Source organism: Testudinibacter crocodili, from assembly GCF_006228025.1.
GTDB lineage: Bacteria > Pseudomonadota > Gammaproteobacteria > Enterobacterales > Pasteurellaceae > Chelonobacter.
In genome coordinates, this window is the sequence record NZ_VDHF01000146.1 from 1 (window position 1) to 2,600 (window position 2,600).

The 2,600-nt window shown below is 28.8% G+C and carries 2 protein-coding genes and 1 pseudogene; all 3 read left to right on the plus strand.

From position 1 onward, the window contains the following. A pseudogene (locus FHQ23_RS12655) lies at positions 1–211 on the plus strand (LPS O-antigen chain length determinant protein WzzB); the annotation flags it as partial. Further along, positions 192–1,430: an oligosaccharide flippase family protein gene (locus FHQ23_RS11920; protein ID WP_139614514.1), complete on the plus strand. Its 1,239-nt coding sequence runs from the start codon at positions 192–194 to the stop codon at positions 1,428–1,430. The pseudogene FHQ23_RS12655 and the gene FHQ23_RS11920, both read left to right, overlap by 20 nt. A gap of 28 nt (positions 1,431–1,458) precedes the next feature. Then, complete coding sequence (locus tag FHQ23_RS11925; RefSeq protein WP_139614515.1) at positions 1,459–2,547, plus strand: glycosyltransferase family 4 protein; 1,089 nt, start codon at positions 1,459–1,461, stop codon at positions 2,545–2,547. Positions 2,548–2,600: the final 53 nt, after the last annotated feature.

Consider the following 2,600-nt stretch of genomic DNA (forward strand, 5'->3'; position numbering starts at 1 on the left):
ATCTTTATTGATACCATTGATAGAAAAAGCAGAACAGGGAATCACAGCGAGTTCTTATCATTATTTGGCTTCACCGGATTATCCGGTTACTAAAGATAAACCGAAGAGAGCGCTGATTATGTTAATAGGGCTGATTTTAGGTGTTCTATTTTCTATTATTTTTATAATTATTTCTAGCAAAATTAACAATTATGAAAAAAATTGTTTCTAATATCGGATGGCTTTTATTAGAGCATGGAAGTAGACTTATATTTGCTTTATTAAGTACCTCTTTATTGGCAAGAGGATTGGGAGTTGAGCAATATGGGTTATTCCAATATGCATTAAATTTAATACTTGTATTTATGTCTATCAGTTTTATATGTGGAGCTGAGGTTATTGTTCCTATGTTAGTTAATGCTTCAGCAAAGCGGAGGCGGCTAATCTTAGGTAATGCATTCTATCTAAGGTTGTTTTTTTCTATTTTAGCATATGTTTTTTTAGTTTCATTTGTATATATTTCAAATACTAGAGAACAATTTTATTTAATATTAATTTTAGGGTTAATATTATTAGTTAGTGAAGCCTTTTCAGTTGTTACTGCATGGCTTCAGTCACAAACAAATATTAAGCCTAAAACTATATTGGTCATTTCTACTTCGCTTATAAAATGTTTAATTGTTGCTCTACTGTTTTTCTTTAATGTGGTAGATCCTATATATTATGCTTTTGCTTGGGTCTTTGAAGCTGGATTTATAGCATTTGGGTTGATTTGTATTTATAAAAATATAAGTAAAAGTAATTTTTTTTATTTCTCTAAACCTATGTTTTTTTATCTTTTAAAAAAAGGATTTCCATTTTTTATAGCTCTTTTATTAATGTATTCTTTTTTAAGATTAGATGTAATTATGCTTCGTCATTTTTCAGATTTAGTAACACTTGGGCTTTATACATCTGCAAACCAACTATTATTAAGTATAGTGGCTGTTTCTCCTATTCTAGCAATGTCTTTAGCTCCAGCATTTGTATACGAAAAGAGTATAATAAATATCAAAAGAAACATAATTTATATTACTATTTTTATGGTTGTAGTATCATTGCTGATAGCTGTAATAATGAATTATTTATCTCCAATAATTATTCCTTTATTATTTGGGCATAAATTTAATGGGGCAATACCTATCTTTTCTTATTTCTTATGGGTAATGACTTTGTATTTTATTAATGAAGGGTTGAATGTATATTTTATCAGAATGCAACTAGGTCGTATGCTAATATTTAAATGGCTTTTAGTATTATTAGGCGCACTGATCGCATATTGGTACTTCATACCATTATATGGTGCATATGGTGCTATTATTGGATACTCTATAGGGTATAGTGTCGCATGTATATTTAGTGTATGTGTTATGTTTTTGGATTCTAATAAGTTTATTTCAGCAGCTGTATAAGAATTAGTTTATTAATTAATGTGATAATATGAAAAATATAGTTTTTTTTGTCGGTAATTTAAATAATTCTGGCGGTACAGAAAGAGTATCAACAGATATAGCCAATCTCTTATTGGAGAATGGCTATAGAATAACCTTTATTAATTTATGGGCTGGCGATACTCCGTTCTTTCCGCTAGATGAAAATATTAAGGTTTTATCTCTAAATCAGACTAGAGAATCATTTAAAAAAACATATTTTTCAAATGTTTTAAAATTACGTAAGATTATAAAAGAGTGTAGGTTTGATATTTTGATTGATGTTGAATCAATGCTGTCTCTATATTCCATACCAGCATTAATAAATCTAAAGGTCAGACATGTTTGCTGGGAGCATTTCAACTTTAAAATTAACTTAGGAAAAAGAACCAGAGATTTGTCTCGCCAATTAGCAGGTATATTTGTTGATGATATTATAACGTTAACTGAGAGAGATAAGCACTTCTGGAAAAAAGGGCTTATTTGGCAACGAGCTAATATTATAGCTATTCCTAATCCTTCAACATTTAAACCTCAAGATTTACATCCAGAACTAAATAATAAAACATTTCTTGCTGTTGGAAGACTTACATATCAAAAAGGATTTGATCTTTTATTGGAAGCATGGAAAGAAGCGTTACCAGTTTTGACGGCTAATGGTTGGAAATTAAGAATTGTTGGCGATGGTGAAGATAAAAAAAATCTTTTAGAATTTATACAAAACAATAATTTATCGTCTTCAGTTACTATTGAAAATTCAACTGATAAAATTAAAGACTTTTATGCAAAGGCATCTTTTTATGTAATGAGTTCTAGGTTTGAGGGGTTTGGACTAGTATTAATAGAAGCTCAAGCTTTTGGATTACCAATTATTAGTTTTGATTGTGATGTAGGACCTAGAGAAATTCTTGAAGAAGGAAAAACGGGGTGGCTATGTAAGGTTGGCGATTATAAATGCTTAGCTAATATTTTATTTCAAGCAGCGAATATGAAAAAAGAAAAATATGATAATATGTCTATGAATGCTAAAGAGAATAGTTTGAAATATAGTAAAGAAAATATTATTAAAGAATGGTTATCTTTCCTTAAGTCTAAGTGAGATTCAAACAGGTGTAACAATGATTTTTAATAAAAAAATAGATTATTTTTTAT